This is a genomic window from Pararhizobium sp. PWRC1-1, from assembly GCF_049897905.1.
In the GTDB taxonomy this organism is placed as follows: Bacteria; Pseudomonadota; Alphaproteobacteria; order Rhizobiales; family Rhizobiaceae; genus Pararhizobium.
Map to the genome: position 1 here is coordinate 1 of NZ_JAFCXE010000009.1, position 16,182 is coordinate 16,182.

16 protein-coding genes are annotated in these 16,182 nt (G+C 56.6%); 8 read left to right on the plus strand and 8 right to left on the minus strand.

Annotated elements, in window-relative coordinates; genetic code table 11:
* The 8 genes from ACP7E0_RS15155 to ACP7E0_RS15190 all read right to left on the minus strand — a co-directional run.
* Positions 1 to 1,006, minus strand: a 1,006-nt coding sequence (locus ACP7E0_RS15155; RefSeq protein ID WP_426125870.1) for an adenylate/guanylate cyclase domain-containing protein, incomplete at its 3' end; no start/stop codon positions are given.
* Between the two features lie 135 nt (positions 1,007 to 1,141).
* Positions 1,142 to 1,411: a cyclase gene (locus ACP7E0_RS15160; RefSeq protein ID WP_426125871.1), complete on the minus strand. Its 270-nt coding sequence runs from the start codon at positions 1,409 to 1,411 to the stop codon at positions 1,142 to 1,144.
* 510 nt (positions 1,412 to 1,921) lie between these two features.
* A complete protein-coding gene (locus tag ACP7E0_RS15165; RefSeq protein WP_426125872.1) occupies positions 1,922 to 2,221 on the minus strand; it encodes a hypothetical protein in 300 nt (99 codons plus the stop codon).
* 513 nt (positions 2,222 to 2,734) lie between these two features.
* Positions 2,735 to 3,787, minus strand: a complete 1,053-nt coding sequence (locus ACP7E0_RS15170; RefSeq protein ID WP_426125873.1) for an alpha/beta fold hydrolase — start codon at positions 3,785 to 3,787, stop codon at positions 2,735 to 2,737.
* A gap of 54 nt (positions 3,788 to 3,841) precedes the next feature.
* On the minus strand, positions 3,842 to 4,579 hold the full coding sequence (locus ACP7E0_RS15175; protein WP_426125874.1) for a hypothetical protein: 738 nt from the start codon (positions 4,577 to 4,579) through the stop codon (positions 3,842 to 3,844).
* A gap of 129 nt (positions 4,580 to 4,708) precedes the next feature.
* Positions 4,709 to 6,025 (minus strand): epoxide hydrolase family protein, encoded by a 1,317-nt coding sequence (locus ACP7E0_RS15180; RefSeq protein ID WP_426125875.1) that lies wholly within the window; start codon positions 6,023 to 6,025, stop codon positions 4,709 to 4,711.
* Between the two features lie 213 nt (positions 6,026 to 6,238).
* On the minus strand, positions 6,239 to 6,610 hold the full coding sequence (locus ACP7E0_RS15185; protein ID WP_426125876.1) for a response regulator: 372 nt from the start codon (positions 6,608 to 6,610) through the stop codon (positions 6,239 to 6,241).
* Positions 6,607 to 9,024: a PAS domain-containing protein gene (locus ACP7E0_RS15190; RefSeq protein ID WP_426125877.1), complete on the minus strand. Its 2,418-nt coding sequence runs from the start codon at positions 9,022 to 9,024 to the stop codon at positions 6,607 to 6,609. The genes ACP7E0_RS15185 and ACP7E0_RS15190 overlap by 4 nt, the downstream gene beginning before the upstream one ends.
* A gap of 260 nt (positions 9,025 to 9,284) precedes the next feature.
* On the opposite strand from ACP7E0_RS15190, the gene ACP7E0_RS15195 reads away from it, so the two are divergent.
* The 8 genes from ACP7E0_RS15195 (at position 9,285) to ACP7E0_RS15230 (ending at position 16,176) form a co-directional block, all read left to right on the plus strand.
* Positions 9,285 to 9,710, plus strand: coding sequence for an organic hydroperoxide resistance protein (locus tag ACP7E0_RS15195; protein ID WP_426125878.1), 426 nt, complete (start codon positions 9,285 to 9,287; stop codon positions 9,708 to 9,710).
* A gap of 54 nt (positions 9,711 to 9,764) precedes the next feature.
* Positions 9,765 to 10,556, plus strand: coding sequence for an SDR family NAD(P)-dependent oxidoreductase (locus ACP7E0_RS15200; protein ID WP_426125879.1), 792 nt, complete (start codon positions 9,765 to 9,767; stop codon positions 10,554 to 10,556).
* A 286-nt stretch (positions 10,557 to 10,842) separates the two neighbouring features.
* Positions 10,843 to 12,825, plus strand: coding sequence for an ATP-binding protein (locus ACP7E0_RS15205; RefSeq protein ID WP_426125880.1), 1,983 nt, complete (start codon positions 10,843 to 10,845; stop codon positions 12,823 to 12,825).
* Entirely contained in the window at positions 12,822 to 13,196 is a 375-nt protein-coding gene (locus ACP7E0_RS15210) for a response regulator (RefSeq protein ID WP_426125881.1), read from the plus strand. Before ACP7E0_RS15205 ends, ACP7E0_RS15210 begins: the two co-directional genes overlap by 4 nt.
* Positions 13,197 to 13,239: 43 nt before the next feature.
* Positions 13,240 to 13,989: a response regulator transcription factor gene (locus tag ACP7E0_RS15215; protein WP_426125882.1), complete on the plus strand. Its 750-nt coding sequence runs from the start codon at positions 13,240 to 13,242 to the stop codon at positions 13,987 to 13,989.
* Positions 13,990 to 14,147: 158 nt separating this feature from the next.
* Positions 14,148 to 14,972 (plus strand): hypothetical protein, encoded by an 825-nt coding sequence (locus tag ACP7E0_RS15220; RefSeq protein WP_426125884.1) that lies wholly within the window; start codon positions 14,148 to 14,150, stop codon positions 14,970 to 14,972.
* A 654-nt stretch (positions 14,973 to 15,626) separates the two neighbouring features.
* Positions 15,627 to 15,932, plus strand: coding sequence for a helix-turn-helix transcriptional regulator (locus ACP7E0_RS15225; RefSeq protein WP_426125885.1), 306 nt, complete (start codon positions 15,627 to 15,629; stop codon positions 15,930 to 15,932).
* Positions 15,922 to 16,176 (plus strand): hypothetical protein, encoded by a 255-nt coding sequence (locus ACP7E0_RS15230; RefSeq protein ID WP_426125886.1) that lies wholly within the window; start codon positions 15,922 to 15,924, stop codon positions 16,174 to 16,176. Before ACP7E0_RS15225 ends, ACP7E0_RS15230 begins: the two co-directional genes overlap by 11 nt.
* The last annotated feature ends 6 nt before the right edge of the window (positions 16,177 to 16,182 follow it).

Sequence of the window (16,182 nt, forward strand, 5' to 3'; positions counted from 1 at the left end):
CGGCCGCATTGCATCCAGCGCGGGTGAAGAAAATCTCATGGCACCAGGCAAGCCGCGCATGGGCTGCGGCGTAGTTCGGCTCGAGCCTTAGCGCATCCTCAAGAAGCTCGGCTGCGATCCTTGCGTCGGCAGGCATCACGGTTGCCATATGGGGAACCGCGCGCAGGTATAGGTCGTAGGCGTCGAGATTTTCCGGACGCTTTCGTCGCGAGCGCTCGATCTCCGACCGCTGCAAACTTGGCTCGACGATGCCGACCACCTTGTCGGTAATTTGGTCCTGCAGATCGAAAACATCCTCCAACGCGCCATCATATCTGTCTGCCCACAGATGCGCCCCGGTCTCTGCTTCGATGAGCTGTGCAGTGATGCGCAATCGATTGCCCGCCTTTCGCACGCCACCCTCCAAAACATACCGCACGCCGAGTTCCTGGCCGACCTGTCGGATGTCCACGGCCTTTCCCTTATAAACGAAGCTGGAATTGCGGGCGATCACGAACAGCCATCTGATCCGCGACAGCCCGGTGATGATGTCCTCGACCATGCCGTCGGCGAAATACTCCTGGTCGGCCTCGCCGCTCATGTTCTGGAACGGCAAGACCGCGATCGAAGGCTTGTCGGGCAACGCGAGCCGCATCCAAGGCTTGTCCGGCTTGGCGGGGTCCGCAGACACCGCCGACTTCGCCTGGGCGGGGACGCCGACTTGCAGCGAATAAACCCGGACCGGATCGGCGATGTTCTTGAGTTGCACTGCGCCGCGATCGTTGATCGCGAGATCGAGCCTTGCCTTGACCTGCCAGTAAGCTTGCTCGGAGAGACAGATACTGCCAGGCTCGCAAATGCCTTCGAGGCGCGCGGCAATATTGACTCCGTCGCCCATCAGATCGCCGTCGCTCTCTTCGACCACGTCGCCGAGATGGATACCGACGCGGAACTCGATGCGTCGTTCAGGCGGTAGGCCAGCATTGCGCTCGACCATGCCGTTCTGCACTTCGATGGCGCAGCGCAAGCGTCTCGCTCATTCCGTCCTCCCTTGGTACAGCCTGGGACTACGGCCGACGAGCACCCCCTCTTGAACCGGTGCAGTCGCATTGGGCCAGGAATGGACCTCTAACGGGCACCTTTTCCATCTCCCCTTGCGACGTTACACTTTGTGCGTGAACCAGACTGTCGGTGTCCCGACCACTCCTCCGCTCTGCATCGCCTTGCCCAACTCTTCCAACCTGGTGAAGGCCTGAGCCGCCTCCAGCGTAGCGAATTCGTGGGTCACGGTGACGTCGTTGGGGTTGTCGATGGCTTGATATACTGCCTCCGCTGTTACGCCGTTCGCCTTCTGGATCGTAGAAAACGTGTCGTAGACCTTCCGCCAAGTCTTGTAGTCCGAGACAGCGTGCCTCACGAACAATGTCGTCATGTCATCCTCCCCTGTAGCGCTTCTTACTGCGAATCTGGCGTTCGTCGTTAGTTGGATCAGAATTCTTGCCGTCGACGCCGGCAACCGATGCCCGCTACAAGCCAGAGCCAACTCTGCTGCGGTAGGGACCACACCCCGCTCCGACGCTCGCTCCTCAGCACAGCGGGGCATGAAAGGGACTCGGCTCAAATGCCAGTGGTTGGACTTGTCCGTTGATGGCTCCTCAAGCCTAAGAAGACTATATCACGAAAGACACTTGGTAGCGTCTCGAATTGCGTTCCGCAGATCACAGGTCATCAAACCCAAGGCGGCCCACTTGGAACCGCAACTGAATATGTCGCTTGGTCCGCAATGGGCCGATAGGCGACCAACGCCGGGGCTGCATCGCGCCAAGCGGAGACGCTCGATCACTTTCCTTCAAGCACGCACAGGAGACGGGTGTCGGAAACTGATGGGCGGGTTGCCAACCGGCCGGGCAGGTTCGCTCAACCGGGTGGCAATATAAGACTGCTAATTTGTGGCGTGGATGACTATCTTTCCAAAAGATACCTTCGGCGCTTCTATGCCAATGTGTGCTGCGTTTTTTGCAATCCAGTCCTTAGCCATGCGTACACTCTCATCGATGCCTGCCTTGTCCTGGCAAACGGTCATCGATAGCCCTCCGTCACTTTCACTACTCCGAGCCAGAGTGTAGCTCACAAATCCTTTCGTTGAGCGCAGAAGCTTTTCAATCTCCGCCTTGCGCTCCTCCAGCAATGAAAATAGCTCGTTCGCGCCTTTACCTGAGTAAGTTCTTACAACGACGTCCATATCGGAGTTCCCATCGGTGCGTAAGCGTTCACTATGTGAACGCGCATTATGGCGAGCATCGATCCAAGCCAACGGCTCCGGTCCTGCTGACCAGCATGCCCAGCAATCCTTCTATACTCCATTCATAGATCGACCACGAGCTAAAGTTGGCGCGGTCATCCTGAAACGGTGCGTTTTCTGCAATGGGGCCGGAGGCGGACCGTCCGGTGCTGGACGGTCATTGCGAAGAGCAGACAGACAAGGCGTGACTGCTGAAGTCTGGACTAACTCAAATCAGCCATCAGGCTGGGTTTTTCCTGGCTCCGTCCGAGCGTGATGTTGCCTCCTTCAGGGGATGTGCCCGCCCGTTCGCGGTCCGTAAGCTTGTCGAAGTCGATGCATAGGCAAGAACGAGGCGATGGGGGGAAACGATTGTGAGACAGCAGGTTAGCCCGAGTGAAGGTCGAGATGCGCTTCAGCCTTCTTGACACAGCCTATGCCTAACCTTCCGCACCGACAACGCTACCAGGAGTGTCAAGAGCCCCCGATATCGATGACGGCCTGAGCGAAAGGTTGCGGCGCCTCCTGTGGCAGATTATGTCCTATGCCACCGCTGATAATCCGATGCTCATATCTGCTCGAGAATTTCTTTGCATAGACAGTCGCGAGCGGATGTGGGGCACCATTGTTATCCCCCTCAAGAGTGATAGTCGGGACGGTAATAACCGGGCTTCGGGCGAGCCGCATTTCCAAGTCATCGTATTTCGACTCCCCGTCTGCCAACCCTAGGCGCCAGCGATAATTATGAACCACGATGTCGACGTGATCTGGATTGTTGAGAGATACACTGGTCCGCTCAAAAGCTGCATCATCGAACTTCCAGCTTGGCGATGCGGTCTGCCAAATTAGTTTGGCGAAGTCCTGCCGATTCACAGCATATCCAGCACGCCCGCGCTCGGTCGCGAAATAGAACTGATACCACCACTTCTGTTCGGCGTTAGGGGGCAGAGGCATCTTGTTTGCTTCTCGGCTGCCGATCAGATACCCGCTCACCGACACCAATGCTTTAACGCGTTCCGGCCATAGCGCGGCAAGGATACATGCGGTCCTTGCGCCCCAGTCGCATCCAGCAATAATGGCCCGGTCAACTTGGAGGGCGTCCATCAATGCAATGATGTCGATTGCAAGCACTGCCTGCTGACCGTTGCGCAGCGTATCCGCCGACAAGAATGTCGTTGTACCGTAGCCACGCAGATAGGGGACGATCACCCGAAAACCTTTCGATGCCAGCAAAGGAGCAACGTCGACATAGGTGTGAATATCGTAGGGCCACCCATGCAACAGAATTGCTACGGGACCATCGACGGGACCGGCTTCGGCATATCCAATATCGAGGACGCCAGCTTCGATCTGCTTGAGCGCGGCAAACGTGGCATTACTTCGCAATGTAGAGGCGGTGTCAGCAGTCAAATTCACCTCCTTGGATTTGGCGCGCGCAGGACCGATCGTCACGGCTGGTGCTAGAGCGAACGCCCCAGTTGCGATTGCGAGAAATTGGCGGCGTTGGGCATTGAAACCGGTGAACATCGAAACTTCTCCAACTCTCTGCGATTGACGTTTCGTGGCGACGGTCGCTGCGCGCTACCGCCGCTCGACTTTGACGGAAGCCAGGTCAATCGTGATCGGCGCGAATCCCTGGTCGGCTATTCCATCCGCGTCGTGAAGGAACACTCGGCGACGGGTTGGAAAAACGAAGCCGTCGAACGTTTTGTGATCGAAGGCGTAGTGCGCCACAGGCGGCTTACCGGTCACATCCGGTGAATAGTCCATCCGCCGAAGAAGAAAAGACTCGTCATAATAGAATGTCTGATCGGCATTATGGTTGGCGATAGACGTCGGGAAACTGACAGCCAGCCGTCGCCAGATCTGGCCGTCCTCGGTCCAAGGATCGATCTCTGTGGCTATGACACCAGACTGCACAAACACAAACGGCGCTGTGAGGTAATTCCATACCGCCCCACTGGTAAAGTATGCGACCTGGATCGCGTCCCATGGCGTGGTGAAGGGGTCAAAGACTGTTGGAAAGGACTCGCGCGGATTGAGGCGCTCTTGAACCATGCGACCATCCGACGTCGTCAGTGCAACACGCTCAGGCGCCACGTCCAGCACGGACGTGTACCTCTCCGCAGTGAAGGGCGAAAAGGTAATATGCTGGCGATGTGGATCTGCCGTGACAGTTTGCCTATCGAAAACGCCAGGCCATCCACGGGCTCCCCAAAAAGGTCCTCCGAGCGTCATTTCAGCCGTTAGCTTTGTGACCTTCGCCCAATTCTGCAATCCGCCATGCGCGTCAAGGACGCTCGTCAACAATCTGTCCATTTTACTTCCTCTGGAATCTCGTAAGATCAATCCATGCTCGTCGAAGTGACAAATCCGCGTTGAAATGCTCGCGGCGACAGAGCGGCTACCTGTTCGACGGCGCCCACCAAGGTAGGCGCCGTCAGGTGCTCAGATCGATGAGCGGAGGGACTTGAAGGCGGTCCTCAGCTCGGCTGAGAAAAGCTCTGGCTGTTCCCATGCGGCGAAATGACCGCCCTTCTCGACTTCGTTCCAGTGGATGATATTGCCGAAGCTTTTTTCGCCCCAGCTTTTTGGCGCACGGTATATTTCCGCAGGGAAAATTGTGACCGCAACTGGCAACGTTGGGATGTCAAACGCATTGAATGGACCCCCGCCGGCTTGGGCGCCTTCCCAATATGACCGTGATGAGGATGTCCCCGTGTTCGTCAGCCAATAAAGGGAAATCGCGTCGAGCATCTCGTCATTGGTGAGGACCTTTTCAGGTTCGCCGCCCGTGTCGGTCCACTCAGCGAACTTGTCGTAGTAGTATGCCGCCATCGCCACTGGCGAGTCAGCCAGGGCATAACCAATTGTTTGCGGGCTCTGGTTCATCATCGCGGCGTATCCGAAGCCATCGCGGTAGAAATGCAGCAGTCGGTCATAAGCGATCTTCTCCCGATCAGAGAGTTCAGTCGGCGCTGGGTCGAAGTTAAGCAGGTGTCGCAGCACGTCCGGCGGCAAGGTACCTGGCATGTTGATGTGGATGCCGAGCAGCCCTTCAGGAGCCTGGACCGCAAGAATTTCCGAGATAATTGCACCCCAGTCGCCACCTTGAGAAACATACTTCGGATAGCCAAGTCGCAGCATGAGTTCGTGGAAAGCGGTTGCCATCCGGGCCGGGCTCCAACCCGTGGTCGTCGGATTGCCGGAAAAGCCGTATCCGGGCATCGTAGGAAGAATGAGATGGAAGGCGTCCTCGGCGCGGCCGCCGTGAGCGGTTGGGTTGGTCAGCGGCTCGATGACCTTCAGCAGTTCGATGATTGAGCCCGGCCAACCATGCGTCATGAGCATCGGCATAGCCTGTTCGTGCGGCGAGCGGATATGTGCGAACTGGATGTCCAGCCCGTCGATCTCCGTGATGAACTGCGGCAGGGCGTTGAGCTTCGCCTCAACTTTTCGCCAGTCGTAGCCAGTTCCCCAATATTCGACGAGCGGCTTAAGCTTCGCCAGTTGCACACCTTGCGATCGATCGTTGACGGTCTCGCGGTCCGGCCATCGTGTGGCCTGGACGCGACGGCGCAAGTCGGCGAGCGCAGCTTCCGGAATGTCGATATGAAACGGACGTATCGCGCCACTCGTTGCAGCGGTGGCCACTTGCGGCGACAACACGCTGAATGCAGTCGTGCTCGCCAAGAGTGCGACAGACGTGGCTGCCGAGACCGAAAGAAAATCCCGTCTTGTTTGTGGAAATGTTTTCGCAGTCATGCTGATGCTCCTCACCTCATGTGAATGCTGTTTGCATCATGCAAACGCTGAGCTATTCAGATCATGGCGACGGCACCAAATATATTGAACGATGGTGTCGGCGATACTAAAGCATTGCTTTTGACATCGTTTGAAGGAAGGCCGGCTTACGACGACCGTAAGCTCTGCATGACAATGGCATGTCGTGCAGAGCATACGTGCCCGCGAGGAAAATTAGGATCTGCCAAAGGCCGCGTTGAGAGCGGCAAGCAGGGCGATGTCCGTGAACGGCTTGAATAGGCATTCTACTGCTCCGCGCGCCATCATCAAAGGCCGAACGTTATCGTCGCCATGGGCGGTGATAAATATGATCGGGATTTCCATCTCGTTTCGCCTCAACTCTTCCTGAAGCTCCGGACCCGACATTCCTGGCATTGCAACATCAAGGACGAGGCAACCGGTCCTACCCTGATCCTCTGAGGCGAGGAACTCTTCTGCGGAAGAGAATGCTCGCGCTGCAAAGCCCAGCTCAATTATCAAGTCCGGCAAAGCATCCCTGACGGACTCGTCGTCATCGACGATGGAAACAAGCGGATATTCGATCATTGCGGATGCCTTGAGACGTCTACGAGTTTTAACGGCGGAATACGAACGATGGTCCTGCCGACGGATTCAGCGCTCTCCGAGATTGGCAAGGAGAATGAGAACGTCGCTCCGGGGCCTTGATTTGGTGTTGCAGACAGAATTCCGGAGTGACTTTCAATGATTGAACGACTGACGGACAACCCCATGCCCATTCCGGTCTCTTTAGTGGTGTAAAACGCCTCGAACAGCTTTTCGAGATCCTGCCATTCCAAGCCAGCTCCGACATCCTGAACGGAGAGGTCTACCCTGTCGTCTGCTTGATGTCGGGTCCGAATAATGAGCTTTCTGGGTCGGTCATGGATCTCGCTCATTGCATCGCAGGCGTTGAGCAGCAGATTGAGGATAACCTGCTGCAACTGCACTCGATCCCCCGAAACAAGCGGTAGCTTGCCCGCGAGATCGGCTTGCAAATTCACCCGAGCACGCTGCAGTTCGCTCGATGTGAGCGCAATAACTTCCCTAGCGGCTTCGTTGAGGTCTACTGGTTCTGTCGTGGTGCCCTTTGTGCCAAAAAGCGAGCGCAACCGGGTGATAACATCGGCTGCACTATGACCGTCACGAATGGACCGTTCGGCGGTCCTGCGCGCGCCCTCGATGTTCGGTGGGTCGGCGGCCAGCATGCGCAGGCAGGTGCTCGCGTTGGTGACGATCCCCAGTAGGGGCTGATTGACCTCATGGGCGATCGATGCGGTCAGAACGCCAAGTGTCGTGACACGTGCAACATGAGCCAACTCGGACCGGGCGCGTCCCAGAGCTTCTTCGGCCAAATGGCGCTGCGTCACATCCTGGATTGCGCCGATGTACTCGAGCTGACCATTTTTGTCGCGAGAGCCGTGAGCAACGAGATGAAGGTGTTTTACGGAGAGATCCGGCATCTGCGCGCGGTAAAGGTAGTCCAGGTCATCGGCCGGGCCTCGCGCGATGTCGATCATCTCCTGAAGGATCGGAAGATCCTCGGGGTGTATGCGCGATGCGATGACGTCGAGCGTAATGGTCTGAAAGGGATCGAGTTCATAGATGACGCAGGTCTGCTCGGAAAATTCCAATGTGTCCGCCGCCACTCGCCAGTACCAGCTTCCGGTCGAGCTCAAATGTTGCGCTTCGCGCAACCATGCCTCGCTTCGCTTGAGGGCAGCTCCGCTCTGCAAGCCTTCGACCGCAATACTGGCAATATGCGCAAACTGCTCAATCAGTTCTCGAAGGACTGAGGTGGGCGTGCTTGGCTCCCTGTGATAGATTGCGAAGGCGCCTAACGCCCTGCCGGTCGATGATGAAATCGGGGTTGACCAACAGGCCATAAGGCCGTGTTCCATAGCGACAGGACACCAGGTCGGCCAGCGCGTTTCAGTGCTGATATCCTCCGAAGTGACTTGCTCCTTTAAAAACGTCGCCATCCCGCAAGGTCCAGACTCGGCGTTGATCGGTCTGCCGATTAGGGCATCAATAAATTCGGCAGGGATACTGGGAGCTGCACCCTGCTCAACGCGCTGTCCGCTCTGGTCCGCCAGGATAACGCTACAGTAGCAGCCGTCAGCAGTGCTCTCGACCAGTCGGCAAAGCGCATCCAGCACAGCGGGTGAAGAGTCACCTCTTGCGACCATTTCTAGCAATTGCTTCTCGCCGAACAGTAGTGCTTCCGCGCGTTTGCGGTCCTCGATATCGGTCTGCAGAAAGTACCAAACGGAGATCTCTCCATTTGAGGCTCGCAACGGGCATCCTTGCGTGTGAAACCACCGATACGCTCCGTCCGCGCGCCGGAGACGAGCTTCGAAATCATATGGCTGTCCTGATGCAGCAGAGCGTTCCCACCTTCTTAATACCTCGGGGCGATCTTCGGGGTGAAAAGCCTGGCCAACCGCACGCCCGCGCATCTCCTCGCTGGTGGTGCCGAGATATTCAAGCATGTGCCTATTGGCATGCTCGACGTGACCGTCGGGGGATAAAAGGGTGACTATTGACGGCAGCCCGTCGACGATCGAGCGATAGCGGTCCTGGAGTTCGCGTCCAATCGTCTCGGTCCGTTTTCGGTTGTCGATATCCGAGTTTATTCCACACCATTGTATTATCTTGTCGTCCGGGTCGAGAAGTGGATTGGCGCGAATGTTGAACCACCGATACACGCCGTCGAAGCGCCGCATACGCGCTTCGAATTCTCCCGCTTCGCCTGATACGATCATACGCTCCCAGCTTGCCAGGAATTCAGCCAGATCCTCGGGATGAACACACGAATGCCAACCGGTGCCTAGTGCCTCCTCACGCACCAGGCCGGTGTATTGAAGCCAGCGTTTGTTCAAAAAGTCGGCTTGACCATTGGGATGAGCAGTCCAAACCAGTCCGGGGAGCGCGTCAACGACATGGCTAAGCGGGTTGTTCATGGCAGTCCTTTCAGGACTTCTAACGAACACCATGCAGCCAGTACGTGCAAAAGTCCATTGTCCTAAGGTATCGGTTTAGATCCGTTGAGCCATCCGCAGAGCGCAGGTCATCTGAAAACGCTCTAGCACGGCGTTGCTGCACGCTCACGCCGACCAATGCGATGGTATCGTCGATACTATCGTACAATGGTTTCCAGGAGAGTTCTGTCTGACCTTACCCGCGCATTTGATGAACAGATGCCGAGAAAGGGAGACAAATAATGGATACCGCGACACAGATTGAAAAAGTCTATTACACAGGCAAGACCCACACGACGGGGGGCAGAGACGGTGCGTCTCGCAGCTCCGATGGGCGGCTCGACGTGAAGCTTTCGTCCCCCGGCACGGCCGGGAGCGGCACCAATCCGGAACAGCTCTTTGCAGCGGGCTGGTCGGCATGCTTCGAAGGCGCCATGGGGCTTGCGGCTCGCAAAATGAAAATCGCCCTGCCAGCCGACCTCGCGATCGACGCAGAAGTCGATCTTTGTCTGGTTGATGGTCAGTACTTCCTGCAGGCACGTCTCAACGTTAGCCTCCCTGGACTTGCCCCGGAAATGGCACGTGCCGTCGTAGACGCCGCCCATCAGACATGCCCGTATTCCAAAGCCACGCGTGGCAATGTTGACGTGGTTATCAACGTAGTTTGATGCGTTCGCCGGATTCCAATCGATTGGGATCGCCTGACGCTAAAGGAGCTTATTGTGAAACACACCGTGATGGGAACCGCGTTAATCACCGGAGCGTCGACCGGCATCGGAGCGGTTTATGCCGACAGGCTATCAAGGCGCGGTTACGACCTGATCCTGGTTGCAAGAAATGCTGCGAACCTAGAAACAATCGCTGCTCGAGTTCGGACCGAAACAGGCCAAAAAGTTGAGGTTCGGGCGGCGGACCTGACCAACTCGGACGACCTCGCGAGCATTGAGCGGTGTATTGAAACCGATGCCTCGATCACTCTGTTGGTCAACAATGCAGGGATCGATCTGAACGGAGGGTTGCTCGACAACAAAGCCGCCGAACTAAAACAATTGATCGACCTCAACATTACCGCGCCAACGGTATTGGCCGCCGCCGCAGGCAGAGCATTTATGGACCGGAAGGCAGGTGCCATCATCAACATAGCTTCGGTACTGGCATTCGCCCCGGAGTTCTTGGATGGCGTCTATAGTGGATCGAAGGCGTATCTGCTCAATCTCAGCCTGTCGATGGCTTTGAAGATGACAACCGGGAACGTTCAGATCCAGGTTGTCCTCCCAGGAGCGACCCGAACCGAAATCTGGGAGCGCTCCGGCAAAGACGTCGACGCCATCGTTCCAGAGGCAGTCATGGATGCGGGGGATCTGGTCGACGCCGCCCTTGTTGGATTTGACAAGCGTGAGGTGGTGACTATCCCACCTCTAGCGGACGAACGGCTCTGGCTTGCGTACAACGAGGCCCGTTTGGCGATGGCTCCTTATTTGTCGAAAAAAGACGTTGCCCCGCGATACCAATAAAGAAGAAAAAGGGCGTTCGAGCTCATTGCAAACGTCCGTTCATGTTTACCAGATCCGGCAACGATTTTGCCTTCATCTTCCGCATCACCCCAAGGTTTTGCCCTTGTCGCTGGAAACCAACACTATGGTGCCATAGACAACAGAGACATTCGAGCGCAGACTTTCACATGGCTAGTGGGCACCGCACTTGCGAAGACGCCGCCCATGCCCATGAAATACCGCCCCGTGTGCCTGCTGTTTCGCGATGGTGTGTCACACCGCCTAGCAAGCCCCAAAGGATATTAATGTGATCGACACCGTCGCAAGAAGGCCGTGGCCCAGTTATGTGGCTAAGGTCTCGGCGGTTCTGATGATCACGCTCGGCGCTTTCGTTCTCTTGGGCTGGACTGTCAAAAGCCCGGCTTTGATACAGCTCTCGCCCACTCTGCCGCCAATGACGCGAAACGCCGCATTGTGCTTCGGACTATGTGGTGTCGCCCTTCTGACTTTGGCGGTCGATGGTCCTCGTTGGGCTGTGTTCCTGTGCGCTGGATTGGTGACTTTTGTCAGCATGACGACAATCATCGAGATCGTGTTCCGGGTCGATGCCGGTATCGACGAACTGCTCGGCAGCTCCTTCATTTCGGTGAACCTGAGAAGTCCCGGAAGAATGGCTCCGCTGACAGCAGTCTGTTTCGCGTTTAGCTCCGTGGCGCTGATGCTGGCCCCCAGTACATTCACGATCACATCGTCCCTCTTGGTGGGCCTGGGTGGCTCAATCGTCACCGCCTTCGGAGCGGCCGCAGTTGTCGGCTACTGGGGTGGGGTGACCCTCGCAGCCCTCCATACTTCATTCGGTCTCGTGATCCTCGGTGTGGGAATGCTTGCGTTGGCTTGGCGGGTCGAGGCACATCCCATGCCAACGCCGCCATGGCTACCCCTCAGTGTCGTGATTGGAGTTTTGACGGGTATCGTCGGCCTATGGCGAGCGCTCGTATTGGGAGGGTATGCGCCATTCTCCATGTTGCCGACGGTGGTATTGGTCGTCGGGTGCGTGGTCGGGCCGATATTTGGTCTGACGGTGTTCCTCGCGCAGCGAGGACATGCTCAGGCCGCCGCCCTACGTCGGAGCGAAACCTTCCTGGAGGAGGCCCAGCACTTGAGCCGGACAGGGAGCTTCTCCTGGAACGTGTCTACAGACACTGTCACATTCTCAGCCCAGGCTTATCGTATTTATGAGTTCGAAGCTGGCCCCGTATCTTTTGCAAGCATTGCGAGGATGACGCATACCGACGACATGCCCCTGTTTCTCGATATGGCCGACCGTGCCCGCCGCGGCGAAGACCTTGACGAGGAATATCGCTTGCGCATGGGCGATCAGTCGGTCAAGCACTTGCATCTCGTGGCCCATCAATGTGGAGCCAACGAGAATTTCGAATACATAGGGGCCATTCAGGACATCACGGATCGGCAACTATCGGAGGAAGCGCTTGACCAGGTGCGTTCCGAACTGGCGCGTGTTGCTCGGATGACCAGCCTTGGCACCCTTACGGCTTCTATCGCCCATGAAGTCAATCAGCCGCTTGCAGGTATCGTAACTAACGCTGGAACCTGTTTGAGGATGCTGGCGTCGGAATTTCCCAATGTGGAGGGTGCACGCGAAACGGCAAAGCGCACGATCCGGGATGCAAACCGTGCGTCCGAAGTCATCAAGCGATTGCGCGCGCTATTTGTCAAAAACGCCGCTAACAAAGAACTGGTGGACTTGAGCGAAGCGACGCGAGAGGTGGCCGCACTGTTGTCGAACGAGCTTCAAAGAAGCCAGGTGTTGCTCCGAACCGAGCTCGCAGACGCGCTTCCCCCTGTACTGGGAGATCGTGTTCAGTTGCAGCAGGTTATCATGAATCTTCTGATAAACGCATCTGACGCCATGGTCTCCGTTGACGATCGTCCGAGGCAGTTGGTGATCAAGACGACCAGAGACGATGACAACAGTGTGCGATTGACGGTGGAGGATGTCGGCGTTGGCTTCCAGCCTGACGAAGTGAACAGAATTTTCGAGGCGTTTTATACGACCAAGAGCCGCGGGATGGGGATCGGTCTATCCGTCAGTCGCTCCATCGTCGAACGGCACAATGGTCGCCTTTGGGCGGTGCCCAACAGTGGACCTGGTGCCACCTTCTCGTTCGCCATACCGCTTTCCGCGGAAAGTTCTCCCGGTGTCGGCCACGGTGTTCGCGACCGGGTCACCCAAGGGCCAAACGGTCAGCATGCTGCAGGAAAACAATGATGATCCGCCCACCACTCGTCTCGGTCGTCGATGACGATGAGTCCATTCGTGAATCCTTGCCCGACCTGTTGAGGGAATTCGGTTTTGCAGCAATGGCGTTTTCGTCCGCAGAGCAGTTTCTCGCGTCCGGCCATGTCGATGAAACCCGTTGTCTGATCCTTGATATCTCCATGCCCGGAATGTCCGGCCCTGAGCTGAAGCGAGAGCTTTCCAAGCGTAAACTGTATATCCCGGTCGTGTTTATCACCGCCACGGGTGACGAGAGCGCGCCGCCAAACGAAAGAGAGCTGGGTACGGCCGAATGCCTGTTTAAACCCTTCAGCGACACGGGCCTTTTGGCGGCGCTGAAGGCCGCGTTGAGAGTGAACTAGCGATTTGCTGCGCCGAAGATGAAGTGATAGTTTCGATCCGCGCATGACAGTGAAACGAGAAGTCATCATGCCTCGGATGGAATCACCTCCTATAGTGCCGGTCGTGTTTGTCGTTGATGACGACATTTCGGTTCGCGAATCCCTTGAGCCATTGATCGCTTTCGAGGGGTGGAAGGCGGTGATGTGTGCATCGGCGAAGGAGTTCCTGGAACAGCAGCGCACGGCTGTCCCGAGCTGCCTTATCCTCGACATCTCTCTACCCGATCTCAACGGGCTCGACCTGCAAGAGCAGCTTGGGGATCGGACCGAGATTCCGATTATCTTCATCACTGGGTACGGTGACGTACCGATGACGGTGAAGGCGATGAAGGCCGGAGCGGTGGAATTTCTGATGAAGCCGTTTCCGGACGACGTGCTGATCAAGGCAATCCGATATGCCCTCGACCGGAGTGCCACCGCGCTCGAGGATGAAAGTGCGCTTCAGTCCATCAGAGACGGACACTCTTCCCTGAGTCGCCGCGAACGCGAGGTAATGGCGCTCGTTGTGGCGGGACTGCTGAACAAGCAGGTCGGGTTTGAACTCGGCATCAGCGAGATTACAGTTAAGGCTCACCGTGGTCAGGTGATGCGCAAAATGAAGGCGCGCTCGCTACCCGACCTGGTGAACATGAATGCGCGCTTGCGACTGCCGGAAGCGCAGAGCAGCAAGGTGGAACACCCACCGAGTCTCACCGATCCGATGGTATCGGGGACACCATCGTCCAATAAATCGGCACCCAAGACTGTGACCTGATAGCGCATGTGTTCCGCAACTCATGAAAACATTTTCGATGTGGGGCAGGCCTACCCTCGAAGTCCATCTCGACGGTAAACCGGACAAAGGTCATTGGTGACCAATATTATTCCATCTCGAAGCAGATCGCGTCAGCCGCGGCGGTCGAACTGCATCAGATGTTCGCAAGAGCGATCTTCAAAGGGCTCCCTTACAACGAACTGTTGCCGCTCGTACCCCCTTTTATCTCGACATTGGGCCACAATTCCGAAGCGGCAGGTTCCAAATCGGATTTCGAAGAGGTGCTTAGGCTTGCAGATAGCATCCCAGAGCTGCACCGGTTCCTTTACTTATATGACTGCCAACGCCTCGTCAGTGCCATTCAGGAGTGCGCTAAGGAGCTCATTCAGATCCACGGCGAGTTCTATCGCACGTTTAACCTCGAATCCTTCTTCTATCCATCTATGAAGCACGAGGATGGATTGCGGTATTCGACGTCACCGGTAGTCACCAAGCTGTTCGCATTCCTTAGCTTCTTGTTCATCAGGATGCACAGCCTGCTCGACTACACCGTGAAGGTGGCAATGGAGGCTGAAAAGCTCCCGACCAACTTCACCAACTACCCTAAAATGTCGAGCCTCAACGCGCAATACGGCGACCGCAAGCGTCTTGGGCTAAACAAGGAAGCGGGTACGCTCTTCGAGGACTGTACATTCCTTGTCAATATAGAGACCTTGCGCAACCACATCATTCACAATGGGTTGCTCGATGATATGCCGAAGGCATATGAGGAGATTAAGGACGGCGTTGCAGCGGAAAAGTACATTCTGATGCCGGACATGACTGATGGCCACTTTGACAAGTTTCGCAATCGCAATCTTTTCTATGGTCGGGAGGATAAGATCAATCGGCGACTCCCCTTCTTAGTAACCGAATTCTTGGGGCGGCAGGCAGTAACTCTCCGGGCGATCGCCGAGGGTCTGCGGAGACGGCACGATCTTTGAGAGTTTGCTTCTATTGCGAGAATACTTCCAGTTGCATCCAGAAGGACAGTCGGAGCCCACGAACTGGGCCGCTGCTCGGACCCGGCGGAACGTCGGCTTTCGAAGCTGGACGAGACCCATTAAATGGCCGGAATGGGGGCGCAAAGCGGAAATTATTTCGACTTGGATAACAACAAACGGTCCGCTGCCAGACACACAGTTCGAGGGCTCGGCGGCTCCCTCCTTCTCGTGCGATTAAGTTGAGCCGTACGCTTTTCCTCTAGCTTCTGAATGCCCCCGGACCAAATCCGGCAAGGTCGTTGAACGGGCCGTGAGCGATGTGGTGCGCGGCCGTCGATAAAAAATAGGAATGCTCTCGCGAACCCGGAAGCCCTGAAATCTTTTTTTGGGTTAAGGGAATTGAATACTTAAATCGGATGGCCCTTGGCTTAACGGAAGGATTAGGCACCGGGCGGAAGATCAAGCTTCGCTCTGCCACCGACTTAATGTTCGTACGCCGCTGGACCGACGACGCGAATCCATCGCTCGAGTCCTTTGCCTGATAGTTGACAATGAAGGCCCTCCTTTCCTCCATGGATTCGAGGCTGGAAATCCCAAACAACTCTTGCGAAGGTATCCTTGATGGCATGAGGCTCAACACGCACGAATCCTTAATTGTTGACAACGGCGGACAAATCCCGCCTCGTCACCTCCATGGATTCGACGAGCGAAATAATGGTCGTGCTGCGGGCCGCGCGCGCGCTATTGGACCTGAGTCAGGACGAGTTGGCAGGTCTCGCCGGGGTGAGCCGCCAAGTGGTCGTCCGCATCGAGCGATTGGAAACGAACGTGCTGGTGGATGCGATCGACAAGGTGAGGCGCGCACTTGAAGCCGGAGGGGTCGTGTTCATCGAGGCGTCGCCGGAAAGAGGACCCGGCGTGGCCTTGTCGCGCAGACCGAAGCCGGTCGATGGAAGCTGAGGCGCCGGCGCAACGTCTCAACGACAAACTGATCAAAAGGCTGCCGTTCACGCAAGGCAACCACGCGTTCATCACCGACACAATCAATAAAAACCTTAAACTTGTCGTCTCCAGCAGCCAGAAGGTGTTCTTCTTCGCACATCCCGGCGCCGTCATATGGAGAATCGGCGTCTTCCCAGCGGCGGGACTGCAGCATCGTGATTTCCTTTCGAAAAATGGGTTCGGGGAGGAATTGACGGCATGAGGATTT